The organism is Allobosea sp. GW823-FHT01F03 (assembly GCF_058798075.1).
The window spans coordinates 4068432-4083687 of sequence record NZ_CM179505.1 but is presented as its reverse complement, the minus strand read 5'-3'; the positions used below and the strand labels follow the sequence as shown (position 1 = coordinate 4083687).

Here is a 15256-nt window from a genome sequence, read left to right as displayed (position 1 = left end):
GGGCCGCAGCTGAGCTGCGGCCCTTTTTTGCGATCCGTAGGTTGCGTCAGAATTTCAGGGCGGCCGCGATGCGTCCGGTGTTGACCGTCGTACTCGTGCCCTCGACCTCGCCGAAGCCGATATACTGGTATTCGGCGCGCAGGAGGAGATTGTCGGTCACGGCCCAGTCGACACCGGCGCCGAACGCCATGCCGAAGCCCCAGATGTTCTTGCGGGCGACGCCGACGCGCAGCGGATAGCCTGCCGCCATGCGTGATGTCTCGGTCGCGGTGTTGGCGTTGGTGACGATCGCGGCCGTCGCATCGATCGTCGAATAGGCGTCGAAGCGGCCGAAGGCGGCACCGATGGTGGCGAAGGGCATGATCCGCCCATAGGCGTAGCCCATGCGCAGGCGTGCCGTTGCATAGTCGTGCAGCCGCGCCCCGAGCTTGGTGTCCATCGACCAGTCGAGTGTCTGGCCGCCGGCGGTGGTGCGGCGCGCGATGAAGTCGCGGAAGCCATAGCCCTGGTCCGCGCGCGTATAGTCCGCCTCGAGTCCGAGCACGACATCGCCGAACAGGTAATTGTAGCCGAGGAAGCCGCCGAAATTGGTGCCGCTGTCGCGCCGCGCTCCCTGGTCGACGACGAACTGGCCCATATCGACGGCCTGGCCGAGCGCCGTGTTGCGGAAAGCGGAGCGGGCGAGGTCCGGCAGACCGGGCCCCGGTTCGAATTCGGTTTCGCTCTGGCCGGCGAAGCCGCCGAAATAGAAGCCCGACCAGTCGAAAGCGCCGGCACCGAAGGAGGGCGCCTCGATCGGCTGTTCGATCTGCGAGCCCCTGAGATAGTCGGCGCCCTGCGCCGCCTGCGGCAGCGTGAGCGCACAGGCCATCGCGACGACCGGGGTGAGGGCGGCGATAGATGCAGCACGCATCGATGACTCTCCGAACAGCCGCCGACAGAGAGTGCGGCAGGCTCGGCGATGATTCATGCCCGATTAACCCTAATACCGGGTTAATGATGCGGCATTCCTGGCCGATGGCGCGCTGAGTCCTCAGGCCGCATCGACGACTCGGCAGGCCGGCCGCTAACAGTCCGCCGGAAAGCCGGCGCGGCCGGTCCAGCGAGTTCGGGAACGAGACAATGCTACGTCACATCGTGTTCTTCACGGCGAAGGACCCCGCGCAGCGCGAGACGATCCTCCATGCGCTGCGCCGCCTCGGCGAGATCCCGCATTCGCTCGCCTTCGAGGTCGTCGCCAACGGCAAGATCGACCCCTACGGCAACGACATCGACATCGTCGTCTATGGCGAGTTCGCCGACGAGGCGGCGCTTCAGGCTTTCAAGGCGCATCCGATCTATGACGAGACCACCCGGCTCGTCCGCCCGATGCGCGAATTGCGCTACTCCGCCGATTTTCGCTCGACCTTGAGCTGATCGCCGTCCGGGAGAACCTGCGAGGAGGGACAGGGGACAACGCGCAAACGCAGACCGGCACGCACGCGCTGCCGTTGCCGCTCTCACGCCCGCAAGCTAAATCCGGATCATGACCGCGAACACGCTCCGCCTGGCCCTGGCCCAGCTCAACCCGACCGTCGGCGATGTCGCCGGCAATGCCGAGAAGGTCCGCGCCGCCAGGCGCGAGGCGGCGAGGCTCGGCGCCGAGCTGGTGATGTTCTCGGAACTCTTCCTCTCGGCCTATCCGCCAGAGGATCTGGTGCTGAAGCCGGCCTTCCAGGACGCCTGCCGCAAGGCCTGCGAGGAATTGGCGCGCGAGACCGCCGATGGCGGTCCAGCCTTGCTCCTCGGCCTGCCCTGGCTCGAGGACGGCAAGCTCTACAACGCCTATGCCCTGCTCGATGGCGGGCTGATCCAGTCGGTGCGCTTCAAGGTCGACCTGCCCAATTACGGCGTCTTCGACGAGAAGCGGGTGTTCGAGCCCGGTCCCTTGCCGGGTCCGGTGGTGTTCCGGGACAGGATCCGCCTGGGTATCCCGGTCTGCGAGGACATCTGGGGCGACGAGGTCGTCGAGTGCATCGCCGAGACCGGCGGCGAGATCCTGCTGGTGCCGAACGGCTCGCCCTTCCGTCGTGGCGTCATCGAGGAACGGCTCAACGTCGCCGTCGCCCGCGTCGTCGAGAGCGGTCTGCCGATGGTCTATCTCAACCAGCTCGGCGGCCAGGACGAGCTGGTCTTCGAAGGCTCCTCCTTCGTCCTCAACGCCGACCGCAGCTTCGCCCACCAGCTTCCGGCCTTCCGCGAGGCGCTGGTCGTGACGCAATGGGAGCGCGGGCCCGAGGGCTGGCACTGCCTGCAAGGCGAGGTCACGGCCGTGGAGAGCGGCGACGAGGCCGATTATTCGGCCTGCGTCCTTGGGCTGCGCGACTATGTCGAGAAGAACCGCTTCCCCGGCGTCGTGCTCGGCCTCTCCGGGGGCATCGATTCCGCGATCTGCGCGGCGATGGCGGTCGACGCGCTCGGTGCGGAGCGCGTGCGCTGCGTGATGATGCCCTATCGCTTCACCTCGCAGGAGAGCCTGGACGACGCCAAGGCCTGCGCCGAGGCGCTCGGCGTCGCCTACGAGATCGTACCGATCGCCGAGCCGGTCGAGGGCTTCGAGCGGGCGCTGGCCGGGCTCTTCGCCGGCACCAATCGCGGCCTCACCGAGGAGAACCTGCAGAGCCGGGTGCGCGGCACGCTGCTGATGTCGATCTCCAACAAGTTCGGGCCGATGGTGGTGACGACCGGCAACAAGTCGGAAATGTCCTGCGGCTACGCCACGCTCTATGGCGACATGAACGGCGGCTACAACCCGATCAAGGATCTCTACAAGACCGAGGTCTTCCGCCTGTCCGCGCTGCGCAACCGCTGGAAGCCGGTCGGCGCGCTCGGGCCGGATGGCGAGGTCATCCCCGAGAACATCATCGTCAAGCCACCGAGCGCCGAGCTGCGCGAGAACCAGAAGGACCAGGACTCGCTGCCGCCCTATGACGTCCTCGACGACATTCTCGCCTGCCTGATCGAGCACGAGATGCGGCTTTCCGACATCGTCGCCCGCGGTCACGATCTCGAGACGGTGAAGAAGGTCGAGCGCCTGCTCTATCTCGCCGAGTACAAGCGCCGGCAGGCGGCGCCGGGCGTCAAGGTCACCCGCAAGAATTTCGGCCGCGACCGGCGCTATCCGATCGTCAACGGCTTCCGCGACCCCGGCAACGGCGCACACAAGCCCGATGCGACGCTGGTCAAGGGCGTCGGCAAGGCAGGCGGCGAGAGCTTCGATTTCTGATCGCTCCGGCGCAGTGGGAGTGCTGCGCGGTTACCCCGGGGCCTGACCGGATCGCATGAGGCCGTGCCGCCTCAGTGGGCGGGGGCCGGCTTTGCCCCCTCGGCCTTGTGGTGCTCGCCGAAGCGCTCGACCAGCGTGGCGCTGGCTTCGTTGAGGCCGATCACGGTGACCTCGGCGCCGGCGCCGCGGAACCGCAGCACAGCCTTGTCGAGCGCGCCGATCGCCGTGATGTCCCAGAAATGAGCCTGGCTGACGTCGATCGTCACGCGGCCGGGCGCGTCGTCGAAAGCGAAGCCGCGCAGGAAGCTCTCGCTCGAAGCGAAGAAGATCTGGCCGCGGACCAAATAGGTTGGCTCGGCCTCGTCGCCGCGCTTCTCGACCTGGACCAGCCGGGCGACCTTGCCGGCGAAGAACACACCCGAGAGCAGCACGCCGACGATCACGCCCTTGGCGAGATCGTGCGTTGCCACCGTGGTGATGACGGTCGCGAGCATGACGATGGAGGATGGCAGCGGATTGCGCCCGAGGTCGAGGATCGAGCGCCATGAGAAGGTGCCGATCGAGACCATGATCATCACCGCGACCAGCGCCGCCATCGGGATGATCCGGACGAGATCGTCGAGCACGAGGATCAGGAACAGCAGGAAAGCGCCGGCGACGAAGGTCGAGAGCCGGCCGCGCCCGCCCGAACGCACATTGATCACCGACTGGCCGATCATCGCACAGCCTCCCATGCCGCCGATCAACGCGGAGGCGATGTTGCTCGCGCCCTGGCCGTAGCATTCGCGGTTCTTGTTGCTCTGCGTCTCCGTCATGTCGTCGACGATCTGGGCGGTGAGGAGGGATTCGAGCAGGCCGACGGCCGCAAGAGCGAGCGAATAGGGGAAGATGATCCGCAGCGTCTCGAAGGTTAGCGGCACCTGCGGCAGCGTGAGCACCGGCAGCGTCGAGGGCAGTTCGCCGAGATCGCCGACGCGGCGCAGATCGAGTCCGGCCCACCACGCGACCAGCGTCAGCACCCCGATCGCGACCAGCGGCGAGGGGATCGCCTTCGTCAGATAGGGGAACAGGTAGATGATCGCGAGGCCGGCTGCGATCATCGCGTAGGTCAGCGAGGGCACGCCGATCAGCTCGGGCAACTGAGCCATGAAGATCAGGATCGCGAGCGCGTTGACGAAGCCCGTGATCACCGAGCGCGAGACGAAGTTCATCAGGCGTCCGAGCTTCAATGCGCCGGCTGCGAGTTGCAGCACGCCCATCAGAATGGTTGCGGCAAAGAGGTATTGCAGCCCGTGCTCCTTGACGAGCGTCACCATCAGCACGGCTGTGGCGGCCGTCGCGGCAGAGATCATGCCCGGCCGGCCGCCGAGGAAGGCAGAGACGCAGGCGATGGCGAAAGAGGCATAGAGGCCGACCTTGGGGTCGACGCCGGCGATGACGGAAAAGCCGATCGCTTCGGGGATGAGTGCGAGCGCGACGACGATGCCGGACAGCACGTCGCCACGGACATTGGAAAACCATTGCCTGCGATAGGTGGAATGCTTGGACATGAGGAAAATCCGCAAGAGACGTCAGCGCCCCGCCGTAAGGCGGGCCGGTCAGCTAGTCATTTGCGTGGTCCGGCGGATTGGCGGCCGGAAGAGCCACCCGGAGTTTCACCGGGTCCGATCGAATGGGCGCAAACTAGCGCGCTCCCGCATTGCGGCGCAACAGGACACGCCCCGCGCAGGCGGAATGGCGACGTGCCGTCCTGCGCCGATGCCGCCTAGCCTGGAAGCGCTCCCTACAGCCAGAAGCCGCCGATCTGGTTGGCCGCGGGATTGGCGATGCAGGCGGTCATGCGGTCGAGCCAGATGCGCTGGTACTTGGCGTTCTGCCCGTGCTGGGTGTCGATGTCGTAGCGGCGCTGGATCAGCTTGACGCGGCGCTTGATGTGCAACTCGACGAGGCTGTTGAGCTGGGTGACCAGCCCGGCGATCGTCGGGGCGCGGGCGATGGTAAGCTGGTACGCCAGCGCCCGGCAGACGACGAAGCCGACATCGTAATGGAACTGCTCATGCGCGAGCAGGCCCGCATCCAGGGGCACGCCGATCCTGACCTGGGCGCTCGGCCAGACCTCGATCTCGTTCGGCACGCCGAAGGCGTAGTCCGTCCCGACCAGGCGGGCGCCCTTGTCGAAGATCTCGTATTCGAAGGCGGTATAGGCGTCCTGGACCGTGCCGTCGGCCGGATCCATCACCACCGGAACCTGCAGGAAATCGCCCGGCTTGAGCTTCACCGGCAGGCGCATCGCGCTGACCACGACGCCGGCCGGCGCCGGATTGCTGGCCATGTGCAGGAAGGGCTTGCCGCCAGGGTCGACCCGCGAATCCGGGTTCGCGATCTTGAGGAAGACCTGCTGGTAGCGCCTGATGCCGCCGCGGGTCAGCGGTCCGCAATCACCGTCGACCTCGAGCGGCGCGATGCCAAGCGCCGCCGCATGCGGATTGATCATTGCCTGGATCAGACGGGTATCGGGAACGGTGTTCTTGCCGCCGAGCCCGACCGAAGCCGTGATGCTCATCCTCACCTCCTCGCTCAGACAGCCCGCCGCCCTTCGTCGCTAACCTTGCGTCAATCAGGGCGCCTGTCGACAGCCCCGGCAGCACGAAACGGCGATGCCCTTGCTCTCGCGCCCGTCCCGCGCGACAAGCGCCGGCCATGACCGTACCTTTCGTTCGCACCGCGCCGTCGCCGACCGGCTATCTCCACATCGGCAACGCCCGCTCCATCATGTTCAACTGGCTCTTCGCCATGCGTCATGGCGGGCGCTTCCTGCTGCGCTATGACGACACCGACAGGGTACGCTCGAAGCCCGAATTCGCCGCGGCGATCCCTGAGGATCTCGCCTGGCTCGGCGTGATCCCCGATGCCAGCATCAAGCAGTCGGAGCGGCTCGCCCTCTATGACGAGGCGGCCGAGCGCCTGCGCGCCGCCGGCCGGCTCTATCCCTGCTATGAGAGCGCCGACGAACTCGACCGCAAGCGCAAGCGCCAGCTCGCGCGCGGTTTGCCGCCGGTCTATGACCGCGCCGCGCTGAAGCTGACGGCGGCCGAGCGGGCGGCGCTGGAGGCCGAGGGCCGCAAGCCGCATTGGCGCTTCCTGCTGGATTGGGAAGAGGTCGGCTGGAACGATCTGGTCCGCGGCCCCTCGCATGTCGACTGCGCCTCGCTTTCCGATCCGGTTCTGGTCCGCGAGGACGGCACCTATCCCTACACGCTGCCCTCGGTGGTCGACGATGTCGACATGGGCATCACCCATGTCATCCGCGGCGAGGACCACGTCACCAACACGGCGGTGCAGATCCAGATCATCCAGGCGCTCGGCGGCGCGCTGCCGATCTTCGGCCATCACAATCTCTTGACCACGGCGAGCGGCGAGGGGCTCTCCAAGCGCCTCGGCCATCTCTCGCTCAGGGGCTTGCGCGAGGCCGGCGTCGAGCCGCTCGCGGTTGCGGCGCTGGCGGTGCTGACCGGCACCTCCGATGCGGTACGACCCGTGGCGAGCCTCGACGAGCTCGCCGGGCTGGTCGAGTTCGCCCATGTCTCGCGCGCCCCGGCGAAATTCGACGAGCACGAGCTCGAGGCGCTCTCGGCGAGGACGCTGCATCATTTCGGGTTCGCCGCCGTCGCCGATCGGCTGGCGGCGCTCGACATTCCCGCGACCGAGCCGTTCTGGCTGGCGGTGCGCGGCAATCTCGCGCGGCTGAGCGATGCCGCTGGGTGGTGGCAGGTGGTCGAGGGTCCGATTACGTCCGAGATCGCCGACCCCGCCTTCGCCGCAGCTGCCGCGGCGTTGCTGCCGGCAGGGCCCTTCGATCAGACGACCTGGAAGAGCTGGACGCAGGCGGTCGCCGCCGCGACCGGGGCCAAGGGCAAGGCGCTGTTCATGCCGCTGCGCCAGGCGCTGACCGGGCTCGATCACGGCCCCGAGCTTGCGGCCCTGCTGCCGCTGATCGGGCGCGACAAGGCGCTGAAGCGGCTGGCCGGCGAGGCGGCCTGAGCGCGGAATTACTTCTGGAGCTCGCTGAAGGACTGAAGTCGGCCCGGTGCTGACGTGTCGAGGCAGTGCGCGATGGCATCGGCAACTGCTAGACGGGTGCCGATGCGACGGATCCTGACCCCGGGGAACGCTGGTCGCGGAAAAGCGACTTTGTTTCGCGCATTAGGGCAGCAGCTCGCGCTACCGGTCGTGCACTTGGATCGGCTGTTCCGGGAGCCGGTTGGGCCAAGGCCGACACAGAGGTTTTCCGCTGGCGCATCCGGCAAGCCATCTCTTGCGACGGCTGGATTCGCGAGGGGAACCATCGTTGCCAGAGTTTCGATTTGAGGCTCCCCGATGCCGATCTGGTTATCTGGGCTATCCTAGCGAGAGCCACCACTTTCTTTGCACCTCTTGTATCCACGCTTACGTCAGATAATGAACTCTGGCCGACAATGACCAATGAGGAGCCGGGGGGGCTACTATGAAACTACTTCGACCGTCGAGTGTGATTGCGCTTCTGATAATTGCAGCACCCGCGCTGGCTCAGCCGGCCGGCATGGGCGCAGGGTGCATCAAGGGCTACGAAGTCTACGCTGGATCCAAAGGCTCGAAGGCTTTCGCCAAGGGCAAGACCAAGGGTTGCGGCTATGCGTATGGCAAGGCGGACATCGCCGAAGCGCGCAAGGCCGCTCTCAACTTTTGCCGCGGGCACGGGGGCGATAGCTGCCGTGTGGTCGAAAGCAGCAGATAGCAAGGTGCGATCTCGCTGCCATCCGGGGCTGACGAAGCAGCCCCGGATGGCAGCGAGGTTCTGACCATCACCGTAGAGGCCCGCCGCCAATCAGCGGCGGGCTTTTCTCAGGTTGGAGGCATTGGGCAAGCAACACCGAACAGCCCGGCATGATTTGAATCGGCAAGCGGACTTCCAAGCGACCGATAACGACCGCTGTCGACCCGATGCCGACGCCGCTCCGGTCTTCGCCGGTCGTTCGGTCCGGTGCTATAATACTGAGATAGATCATGTGGCCGCGTCCGAACGGACGCGCGGCGATCTAATGTCCACATCGGCGATAAGCGCTGCCACGTCGCGGCGGTCCAGCCATACATGTGCGGGACAATACGTGCCCTCTCTCAATCATGCCGGTGCATCGCCGATTCATGCTTGGTGTCGCGCATGGTCGAATAGACAAGGAGCGAGATGAAGATCATGCCGGCGAGATAGTAGTAGAACCATTGCTCATGGCCCTGCTGCTTGAAGAACAGGGCGATGGCGGGTGCCGTGCCGCCGAAGATCGAGACCGTCACCGCATAGGGCAGGGCGACGCCGGTCGCCCGGATCGAGGTCGGGAACAATTCGGCCTTCACCACCGCGTTGATCGAGGTATAGCCGGCGACGAAGACCCAGGCGCCGGCGATCAGCAGGAAGGCGGTCCAGGGCGACTTGGTGTGCGAGAGGGTCGTCAGGATCGGCACGGTCAGAAGCGCGCCGGCGAGGCCGAAGAACACCAGCAGCGGCTTGCGGCCGATCCGGTCGGAGATCCAGCCATAGAGCGGCTGCAGGATCAGCGCGAAGATCAGCGATCCCGCGATGACATAGGTGGTGGTGATGTCGGAGAGGCCGACCGTCTGCTTCACGAAGGTCTGCATATAGGTGGTGAAGGTGTAGAAGGCGGCGGTGCCGCCGGCGGTGAGCCCGACCACGATCGCGACCTCGCGGGGATAGCGCGTGAGGCCGCGCAGCGAGCTCTCCTTCTTCGGCCCGGCCTTCTTGGCTTCGACGAAGGCTTCGGTCTCGTGCATGTGCCGGCGCATGAACATCGCGGTGATCGCGAGCAGGGCGCCGATCACGAAGGGAATGCGCCAGCCCCATGCCACCAGCTGTTCATGCGTCAGGAAGACGTTCTGCAGGAGCAGCAACACCAGGATGGCGGTGAGCTGGCCGCCGATCAGTGTCACGTACTGGAAACTCGAATAAAAGCCGCGATGCTCGGGATGGGCGATCTCGGTGAGATAGGTGGCGCTCGCCCCGTACTCGCCGCCGAGGCTGAGGCCCTCTATCACCCGCGCCAGCGCCAGCATAACCGGTGCTGCGAAGCCGATGCTGGCATAGGTCGGCGTCACCGCGATGATCAGCGAGCCGAAGCACATCATCACCACCGAGAGCGTCAACGAGAGCCGGCGGCCATAGCGGTCGGCGAGATGCCCGAAGAGCCAGCCGCCGAGCGGGCGGACGATGAAGCCGGCGGCGAAGAGGGTGGCAGCGTTGAGCTGCTGCACCACTGGATCGCTGGACGGGAAGAAGTGCGGCGCGAAGTATAGCGCGAAGGCGGTGTAGGCGTAGAAATCATACCATTCGACGAGATTGCCGACCGAGCCGATGAAGATCGCCTTGAGGCGCCTGCCGGTGTCCGCGAGATCCATGCCGCCATCAGCGGTGATTGCCGGTTCCGACATGGCCTTGCTCCGCGCTCAGTCCGGTCCGAGCGAGCGGATCGCTCAGGCGCGGGTCATAAACGCGCAAGCTCGCCAGACGTTCCGCCTGCGCGATGAAGATCGTGCAGGACTGCTCTGCCCACGCAGCATGTTGCGGATGATAGCGGCCCGCCTGCGTTGACGCCTGCATGACCTTGCGGCAAAGCACCCGGCCCCAATGATCCGTCCCGATCAGCCAGCCCCAGACCGGTCGCCGCGATGCCCGCCTTTTCCCTTGCGATCTTCGATTATGACGGGACGTTGGCCGACAGCTTTCCGTGGTTCTGCTCGGTGCTCAACCAGACGGCGCGCCAGTTCGGCTTTCGCGAGGTCGCGGAAGGCGAGGCCGACGCGCTTCGCGCACTCGAATCACGCGAGATCATGGCTCGCCTCGGCGTGCCCTTGTGGAAGCTGCCGGTTATCGCGGTGCATATGCGCCGGCTGAGCGCCGAGGCGGGGGATGCGGTGCCGCTCTTTCCGGGCGTCGAACCGATGCTCGCGAGCCTGGCGGCCAGCGGCGTGACGATCGCGATCGTGAGCTCCAACGGCGAGGAAGCTATTCGCGGCATGCTCGGCCCGGCGGCGAGCCATGTGAGCCATTTCGACTGTGGTGCGTCGCTCTGGGGCAAGAGCGCCAAGTTCAAGGCGGTCATCGCGAAGGCCGGGGCTCTCAGCCAGCGCACGATCTCGATCGGCGACGAGATCCGCGACATCGATGCGGCGCGGCGTGCCGGCATTGCGGCTGGCGCGGTGACCTTCGGCTACAATACGGCAGCGTCGCTGCGGGCGCGGGGACCTGATCTGATCTTCGACAGCTATGAAGAGCTGACAGCGAAGCTTACGGCCTGATCAGGGCCGGGCGGTCGCGCCGACGCCGAGATTGGGCGCGAGGTTCGGCGCGACGATCCGCACCGTGCGGCGCTCGCCGGTGACGCTCTTGCTCTCGCGCTTCAGCCCGTCGCCCTGCTGCACCGTCTTCTCGCTGTCGATCCGCTGCGGGCCGACGCCGGCGGATTCGGTGCTCGCCGTCGGCACATTGGCGTCCGCTGTCGGCTCGTCGCCGGGGGCGGCCTGGAGCACGGTCGGGGCAGGCGCCGCGGGCGCCGGCTTGGCCTCCGGTGCATTGGCGGCGCCCTTCTTGCCGCGCGCCGGTGCCTCCGGCTTCGGTCGCGACATCTCCAGCGAGCGCTGCTCGGTGACGATGATGTCGCCCTTGCGCTGCTCGATCAGGCTCTCGGCGTCCTGCAGGGCCTGAGCCCAGCTCTGGCCGGGGGCCCGGCAGGTGCAGGTCGCGTCGAAGCTGCGGGTATATTTCAGGGCGTTCGGCAGCGAGGCATAGGGCGTGCCGGTGCTGCGCGAGACCGCGTTCTGGATGTCGCCGCCATTGCTCATGCCGAAGGCGAGCGTCTCGGTGCCGGGGCAGAGCGCCTGGCACATCTCGTCCTGGCCTTCGCGGCCGCCGGGGCTGTTGGCGAGCGGAAAGAAATAGCCGTCGCAGGTGCGGACGCAGACGCTGTAGGGGCCCCCCTGGCGCGGCTGGCTTTCGCCGGGGTCCAGCGGATCGGGATCGAGCTCGGGCATGGTGGAGTCGATCTCGCCGCGGCGCGGCTCGATGCCGAAGATCGTCTCGAAGAAGCCGCGGCGCTGCTCGCGGCAGTTATTGTCGATGAGGGCGGCGAGCTGGGCGCGGCGCTGCTCGATGCCACCGTTCTGCGCCTGCCGCTGCAAGGCGCCGTACTGGGCCTCGAGCTGGCCGAGCTGAGCCCGGATGCCACCGCATTGCGGCGGCGTCTGCTCGCCGAAGAACAGGAAGCCGCCGCGGTCACACCCCATCGAACGGTATTGCCCGGAGAGTCGGGCGATCTGCGACGCGACGCGCTGCGCCGCCTGTGCGGCGCGGGGATCGCCGCCCCGCTGTCCCTGCAGGCTCGCCAGTTCGGCACGCCAGTTGTTGCAGGCGGGCGATTGCGCGACGGCCGCACCGGTCAGCGCGGCGAGCGCCAGAGCCGGGGCGAGGAGACGTCGGAGCGTAGCGAAGATCATCGGAGGACGCGTCTGAACCCTTGTTGGCCATCGGGCGCCGCTGGTGGCGCGCAGTGTTCGAGCACATGTCACAAAGGCGACGGAACTATGGAGCCTTAGCCATGCAGATTCGCATCTGCATGCCAGACGAAGGCCGAGATGGCATATTTGCGGGATGTCGACAATCGCCTGTGCCACCGCTCGTCCTTCAGGAGAGGGCAGTCCGAGGCCCCACCCGCGAGGCAAAGGGCGTGGTGGTGCGGGGCCTGCCAAACGACTAGAAGCGAAGGCAGCGCGGACCGTCGTCCCGCGCATTCCTCGATCAGGCGAAGCGAACCATGCCCCTCCATCAAGCGCTCGACGAGGCGTTCATCCCGGAACTGCCGAACTATTATCGCGGCAAGGTCCGCGAGAACTACGACCTGCCTGACGGCCGGCGCATCCTGATCTCGACCGACCGGCTCAGCGCTTTCGACCGCGCTATCGCCGCGATCCCGCTGAAAGGGCAGGTGCTGACGCAGGTCGCCCGCTTCTGGTTCGAGAACACCGCCGACATCTGTACCAACCACGTGCTCGAATATCCCGATCCCAATGTCGTGGTCGGCAAGCGGCTCGATATCCTCCCGGTCGAGGTGATCGTGCGCGGCTATCTCGCCGGCACCACCGGCACCTCGGTGCTGACGCTCTACAAGGAGGGCAGGCGCGAGATCTACGGCATGCGTTTCCCCGATGGCATGCGGGACAACGAGAAGCTGCCGGAGGCGATCATCACCCCGACCAGCAAGGCTTTCGACGGCGGCCATGACGAGCCGCTCACCGCGCAGGGGATCGTCGACAGTGGTCTTCTGACCAGGAAGCAATGGGACACGGTATCGGAATATGCGCTGGCGCTTTTCGCCCGGGGGCAGAAGCTGGCCGCCGAACGCGGCCTGATCCTGGCCGACACCAAATACGAGTTCGGCACCGACAAGGACGGCAACATCCTGCTGGCGGACGAAATCCATACCCCGGATTCGAGCCGCTACTGGTTCGCCGGCAGCTATCCGGCGCGCTTCGCCGCCGGCGAGAAGCCCGAGAGCTTCGACAAGGATTTCGTGCGCAACTGGGTGGTGGCGCGCTGCGATCCCTACAAGGAGGACTTGCCGCCGATCCCCGACGAGCTGATCGCGCAGACCACCGCGGTCTATGTGAAGGCCTTCGAGACCATCACCGGCACCGCCTTCGTCCCGCCGCCCGCCGGCGAGCCGCCGCTGGCACGGATCAGGCGGAACCTCGCCAAGTATTTTTAGGCGGCGGGCTCGTGGCCGCCCCTGCTGCGGAATGAGCCTCTGCCTTTTTGGGCGATCAGGCGCCTTCCTCGTGATAGGTGCCGGCCAGAAGCCGCCCGCGCTCGGTCAGCACCGCAAGCACGCGCTCGAAGGTCCGCAGCTCGTCCGGCGCGATGCCCTCGGTCCAGCGCTGCTCGAAGGCGAGCGCCAGCGGCACGATCTGGGCGTAGACCCGCGCCCCGGCGGCAGTGAGCGAGACGAAGGATTCGCGCCGGTCGGCCCGGTTCTCGCTGCGCGCCACGAGGCCGCGCTGGTCGAGCCCGGAGACGGCACGCGAGACCTTGGTCTTGTGCATTTGCGAGAGTTCGCCGATGTCGCGCGAGGTCATCCGTCCGAATTCGCCGAGCTGGGCGATCACCCGCCATTCCGGGATGCCGATACCGAATTTCTCGCCATAGATCCGCGCCAGCGCCCGGCTCGCGAACACCGCCGCCACATTGATGCGGTAGGGTACGAACTGCTCGAGATGCAGGGCGTGCTCGCCCTCTGCCATGGTCGGTTTCATTGACATTAGTTTCACTTGCAACTAACCAGCGGCGGACGGGCAGCGGGCATGGAGCGGATGGAAGCCGGTTTTCGCAGAAGCCGTGCGCCATTTCCACATCCCCTGCCTGAAGCGCGATCATTGTCGGACCGGTGCCGCTGCAAAAGGTGCCGACGGCCCAGGGAGGAAGCAGCCATGAACGTCCAGACGACGTCGCTCTCGGCGATCGGCCAACAGGTCCAGAACGGCCTGCGCTACATGTCGGGCTTCGGCAATTCCTTCGAGACCGAGAGCCTGCCGGGGGCGCTGCCGATCGGCCGCAACTCGCCGCAGAAGGCGGCTTACGGGCTCTATGCCGAGCAGCTCTCCGGCTCGCCCTTCACCGCCCCACGCTCGACCAATGAGCGTTCCTGGCTCTACCGCATCCGACCGAGCGTCAAGCATGGCGGCCGCTGGACGCTCGTCGACAAGGGGCTGGTCCGCACCGCGCCCTGCCGCGACGAGACCAAGCCTTCTCTGGGCCCGTTGCGCTGGAGCCCGATCCCACTTCCGCAGGAGAAGCTGACCTTCCTCACCGGCCTGCGCACCCTGACCACCGCCGGCGACGGCGACGCCCAGGCCGGCATGGCCGCGCACATGGTCTTCGTCACCGCCTCGATGGAGCGCGAATACCTGTTCTGCGCCGATGGCGAGCTCCTGGTCGTCGCACAGGAGGGCCGCCTGCGCTTCTTCACCGAGTTCGGCATCATCGAGATCGAGCCCGGCGAGATCTGCGTCATCCCGCGCGGCGTCGTCTTCCGCTGCGAGCTGATCGACGGGCCGGCGCGCGCGTATGTCTGCGAGAATTACGGCGGCGGCTTCACCCTGCCGGATCGCGGCCCGATCGGCGCCAACTGCCTCGCCAATCCCCGCGACTTCCTGACCCCGGTCGCGGCCTATGAGGATATCGAGGAGCCCTCGACCCTCTACGCCAAATGGGGCGGCGAGATCTTCTCGACGGAGCTCGGCCAGTCGCCGCTCGACGTCGTCGCCTGGCACGGCAATTACGCGCCCTACAAATACGATCTGCGGCATTATTCGCCGGTCGGCGCGATCTCCTTCGACCATCCCGACCCGTCGATCTTCACCGTGCTGACCGCGCCCTCGGAGACGCCCGGCACCGCCAATATCGACTTCGTGATCTTCCCCGAGCGCTGGATGGTGGCGGAGAACACCTTCCGGCCGCCCTGGTACCACCGCAACATCATGTCGGAATTCATGGGGCTGATCTACGGCGTCTACGACGCCAAGCCCGAGGGCTTCACGCCGGGCGGCTTCAGCCTGCACAACATGATGCTGCCGCACGGGCCCGACACCCAGGCCTTCGAGCATGCGAGCACGGTCGAGCTCAAGCCGGTCAAGCTCACCGGTACCATGGCCTTCATGTTCGAGACGCGCTTCGCACAGCGCGTCACCGGCTATGCCGCCGGCCTGCCGGAGCTGCAGGAGAACTATGCCGATTGCTGGAGCGGGCTGAACAAGCGCTTTGATCCGAAGAAGCGCGAGGCCTGGTGAGCTCCGCTGTCACTCCGGCCCTTCGCGCAGCGAAGGGCCCGGAATTCTCAGCGGCGTTTTTTTCGTCATGGTCGGGCCTGTCCCGACCATCTACGTTTTCCCTCGCCG

General features: G+C 66.6%; 13 protein-coding genes and 1 other annotated feature. Of the genes, 7 read left to right on the top strand and 6 right to left on the bottom strand.

What is annotated here, in order from left to right; genetic code table 11:
• Positions 1-46: 46 nt before the first annotated feature.
• Positions 47-913 (bottom strand): outer membrane protein, encoded by an 867-nt coding sequence (locus AC3RCC_RS19560; RefSeq protein WP_291642750.1) that lies wholly within the window; start codon positions 911-913, stop codon positions 47-49.
• A 209-nt stretch (positions 914-1122) separates the two neighbouring features.
• Here AC3RCC_RS19560 and AC3RCC_RS19555 point away from each other — a divergent pair, with 209 nt between their 5' ends.
• A complete protein-coding gene (locus AC3RCC_RS19555) occupies positions 1123-1416 on the top strand; it encodes a Dabb family protein (RefSeq protein ID WP_291642752.1) in 294 nt (97 codons plus the stop codon).
• A gap of 109 nt (positions 1417-1525) precedes the next feature.
• A complete protein-coding gene (locus AC3RCC_RS19550) occupies positions 1526-3265 on the top strand; it encodes an NAD+ synthase (protein ID WP_291642754.1) in 1740 nt (579 codons plus the stop codon).
• 71 nt (positions 3266-3336) lie between these two features.
• Here the strand turns inward: AC3RCC_RS19550 and AC3RCC_RS19545 are convergent, their stop codons facing one another.
• Both AC3RCC_RS19545 and AC3RCC_RS19540 read right to left on the bottom strand, forming a co-directional pair.
• Positions 3337-4815, bottom strand: coding sequence for a SulP family inorganic anion transporter (locus AC3RCC_RS19545; RefSeq protein WP_492256310.1), 1479 nt, complete (start codon positions 4813-4815; stop codon positions 3337-3339).
• 63 nt (positions 4816-4878) lie between these two features.
• Positions 4879-4934: a sequence feature (sul1 is cis-regulatory element that is thought to sense ions involved in sulfur or methionine metabolism; They are found in Alphaproteobacteria), on the bottom strand.
• Between the two features lie 114 nt (positions 4935-5048).
• Positions 5049-5828: a peptidoglycan-binding domain-containing protein gene (locus tag AC3RCC_RS19540; protein ID WP_492256309.1), complete on the bottom strand. Its 780-nt coding sequence runs from the start codon at positions 5826-5828 to the stop codon at positions 5049-5051.
• 137 nt (positions 5829-5965) lie between these two features.
• Between AC3RCC_RS19540 and gltX the strand changes: the two genes are divergently transcribed.
• Together gltX and AC3RCC_RS19530 are read left to right on the top strand one after the other, a co-directional pair.
• Positions 5966-7306: a glutamate--tRNA ligase gene (gltX, locus tag AC3RCC_RS19535; RefSeq protein ID WP_492256308.1), complete on the top strand. Its 1341-nt coding sequence runs from the start codon at positions 5966-5968 to the stop codon at positions 7304-7306.
• Positions 7307-7769: 463 nt separating this feature from the next.
• Entirely contained in the window at positions 7770-8039 is a 270-nt protein-coding gene (locus AC3RCC_RS19530; RefSeq protein WP_452119179.1) for a hypothetical protein, read from the top strand.
• 380 nt (positions 8040-8419) lie between these two features.
• On the opposite strand, the gene AC3RCC_RS19525 is transcribed toward AC3RCC_RS19530, so the two are convergent.
• A complete protein-coding gene (locus AC3RCC_RS19525) occupies positions 8420-9742 on the bottom strand; it encodes an MFS transporter (RefSeq protein WP_291636523.1) in 1323 nt (440 codons plus the stop codon).
• A gap of 237 nt (positions 9743-9979) precedes the next feature.
• Between AC3RCC_RS19525 and AC3RCC_RS19520 the strand changes: the two genes are divergently transcribed.
• The gene (locus AC3RCC_RS19520; RefSeq protein WP_492256307.1) at positions 9980-10609 is read left to right on the top strand and encodes an HAD hydrolase-like protein; all 630 of its coding nucleotides are present in this window, start codon (positions 9980-9982) and stop codon (positions 10607-10609) included.
• Here the strand turns inward: AC3RCC_RS19520 and AC3RCC_RS19515 are convergent, their stop codons facing one another.
• The gene (locus AC3RCC_RS19515; RefSeq protein ID WP_291636527.1) at positions 10610-11803 is read right to left on the bottom strand and encodes a DUF2865 domain-containing protein; all 1194 of its coding nucleotides are present in this window, start codon (positions 11801-11803) and stop codon (positions 10610-10612) included.
• Positions 11804-12120: 317 nt separating this feature from the next.
• Between AC3RCC_RS19515 and AC3RCC_RS19510 the strand changes: the two genes are divergently transcribed.
• Entirely contained in the window at positions 12121-13071 is a 951-nt protein-coding gene (locus AC3RCC_RS19510) for a phosphoribosylaminoimidazolesuccinocarboxamide synthase (protein WP_492256306.1), read from the top strand.
• Between the two features lie 55 nt (positions 13072-13126).
• On the opposite strand, the gene AC3RCC_RS19505 is transcribed toward AC3RCC_RS19510, so the two are convergent.
• Positions 13127-13603, bottom strand: a complete 477-nt coding sequence (locus AC3RCC_RS19505) for a MarR family winged helix-turn-helix transcriptional regulator (protein WP_291636531.1) — start codon at positions 13601-13603, stop codon at positions 13127-13129.
• Between the two features lie 186 nt (positions 13604-13789).
• On the opposite strand from AC3RCC_RS19505, the gene hmgA reads away from it, so the two are divergent.
• On the top strand, positions 13790-15148 hold the full coding sequence (gene hmgA, locus AC3RCC_RS19500; RefSeq protein ID WP_492256305.1) for a homogentisate 1,2-dioxygenase: 1359 nt from the start codon (positions 13790-13792) through the stop codon (positions 15146-15148).
• Positions 15149-15256 lie beyond the last annotated feature (108 nt).